Raw genomic sequence first — 2450 nt, 5'->3', positions numbered from 1 at the left:
GACTCGCTATGACAAGACCCCTGACAGCTACCTCGCCGGACTGCACCTACGCGGCGCCGTCATATGGCTCCGCAGCCTCCGATCTTGATCTGAACTCGGAACAGGCCCTAACACCGCTGCTGGTGCCCCAGACCCTCTCCTGCTCCCGGGCCGTCCGGCCCCGCCACATCGAGGACGAGACGGCCCGGTGAATGCGGCGGGCGATCAGCCGGTGGCGGGCACCGAGATCTTGTCGATGTCGGGCGCCCAGCCGCCGTACTCGTTGCCGAAGCTGACGGTGTTGTAGCCCGCCTTCAGGGCCAGCTGGACGGTGGTCGTCTGGGTCGAGTTCCAGTCGCCGTTGCCGTGGAACGAGACCTTCTGCGGGTTGTCGCCGTTGGTCCAGATCGTGGCGTAGCGGTCGCCGCTCCCGTTCACGTACTGGACGGTGACCGGGTAGGTGCCTGCATTCTGGGCGTAGATGCCGTTCAGGTGGAGCTTGTTCGTCCCGCCGATCCAGCCCACCTTCTCACCGCCCGAGCAGACCGAGCAGGCCGAGAAGACGGCGCCGGAGTTGGTGGTCCAGCGGCCCGCCACGATCGAGCGGGCCGGGTCCTCGGCCTCGTAGCTGTGGGCGCCCGCCGTGGGGGCGACGAACGAGGTGTACCAGGAGGCCGGTGCGCCGGGTGTGGTGACGCGGTACACGGCGGTGCCGTGGGCCGGGACTTGGGTGGCGACGCTCGCGGCGCCGCTCTGGACGACGGCCCCGGTGTACTGGTCGGTCCAGCTCCCGGTGCCCGGGACGCCCACCGCGGTCAGCGAAGTGCTCAGCGTCTGCGCACTGTCGGAGCCGTTGTACAGCGCGAAGGCGACGTCCCCGTTGCTGAGCGGCTTGGCCAGGACGAGCGAGCCGGAGGAGTTGACCAGCCGGCTCCCGGCGACGACCCGCCCCTGGAGGCCCAGGGAGTCCTGGTCGATCGCGATCAGCCGCGGGTTCTTCAGCAGTGCCAGCGAGGTCGCGTTCACGCTCGCCGGGTTGGCGCTCGCGATCAGCGGCGAGGCCATCATCGCCCACATGGCGAAGTGGGTCTGCTCCTCGGTCGTGCTGAGCCCTCCGTTGCCGATCTCCAGCATGTCCGCGTCGTTGAACGAGCCCGGGCCGGCCCGCCAGGCCAGCGTGGCGTTCTCGCTGACGATGTTGGCGATGCCGTTGGGCCAGCTCTGGTTCCACCACTGGTTGCCGATGTCCTCGGTGCTGCGCGCCTGGTCGGACACGTCGCCCCACGCCCGCACGACGCCCGCGCCGGTGTTGTTGCCGCTGTTCGGGTTGATGCTGAGCACGATCGGCCGGCCGGTGGCCCGCAGCGCGCTGCGCATCCGGGCGAAGTCGGCAGCCTGGCCGGAGAGCGAGGAGGCGCTCTCGCAGTAGTCGTACTTGAGGTAGTCGACGCCCCAGGACGCGAAGGTGTTGGCGTCGTCGGTCTCGTGCCCGGCGCTCCCCGAGTACCCAGCGCAGGTCTTGGCACCCGGCGACTCGTAGATGCCGAACTTGAAGCCCCGCGCGTGCAGGTAGTCGCCGAGGCCCTTCAGGTCGGGGTAGTTGGAGTTGCCGGTCAGGTGGCCGTTCGCGTCCCGGGTCATCCAGCAGTCGTCCACGTTGACGTACCGGTACCCGGCATCCCGCATGCCGTTGGCGGCCATGCTGTCCGCGACCGACTCGATCAGCGCCTCGGTCGCGTTGCACCCGTAGGTGTTCCAGGCGTTCCATCCCATCGGTGGCACCTGCAGCAGCGGCGCGGCGGTGTTGGCGGCGGCCGGAACCGCACCGAGCCCCGCCACCAGCACCCCCGCCACCGCCACCGCCGCCCGCCACCGCCGCGTACGCCGGTTCACCCTCGCTGCCATACGCTTCCCCAGCCTCTAACATGTCGCCAAAACTAAACAAAACTCGCCAGAATCCGACTAGTTCGAACATGGCGAGGGATATCGAACGGCCTGGCTCGCCGCCGTGTCAAGGCTTCGGACGAAAACCCGTCGGCTCCGCAGCGGGCGCACCGGCACAATGCGGCGGTCGTCCGGGGAAGGATGTCGGGGCAGGGACGTTTGACAACGCCGGGTAGTTGGCGTATTTGGTCGTCACCACCGACACCGCGCTCAGAGGCTCCGCCAGTAGGTCATCGGATGCGTGGACCACGAGGTCGGGCGTTCCAGCGGCGGTGGGTCCAGGCGCGTCGGATGAGGCAGCGGCGGTGATGACGATGCAGGCTGGTGCGAGGAAGAACTCGACCGCCGCCTGGCGCCGCTCGGTGCGGCGTCGGAGCTTGCCGACGTTGTTCATCCAGGAGGGTTGGGTCGGCCGCGCGACGAGGTGCCTGACTGAGCAGGTCCTTTTCCGCGCGGCCTCCCGCCGAACCGGACATGACGGTTTCCCTGTCATCCGGCTCTCCAGTGATCACGGCGTGTGTGATCCG

The 2450-nt window shown here is 68.8% G+C and carries 1 protein-coding gene and 1 pseudogene; both read right to left on the bottom strand.

From position 1 onward, the window contains the following. Positions 1 to 204: 204 nt before the first annotated feature. Positions 205 to 1872, bottom strand: a complete 1668-nt coding sequence (locus tag ACH4J0_RS43070; RefSeq protein ID WP_396246642.1) for an alpha-galactosidase D — start codon at positions 1870 to 1872, stop codon at positions 205 to 207. Between the two features lie 281 nt (positions 1873 to 2153). Continuing rightward, a pseudogene (locus tag ACH4J0_RS43065) lies at positions 2154 to 2323 on the bottom strand (IS5/IS1182 family transposase); the annotation flags it as partial. Positions 2324 to 2450 lie beyond the last annotated feature (127 nt).

Source organism: Kitasatospora sp. NPDC017646 (assembly GCF_044329365.1).
Classification (GTDB): domain Bacteria; phylum Actinomycetota; class Actinomycetes; order Streptomycetales; family Streptomycetaceae; genus Kitasatospora.
This window is presented reverse-complemented; position numbering and strand designations above follow the sequence as displayed.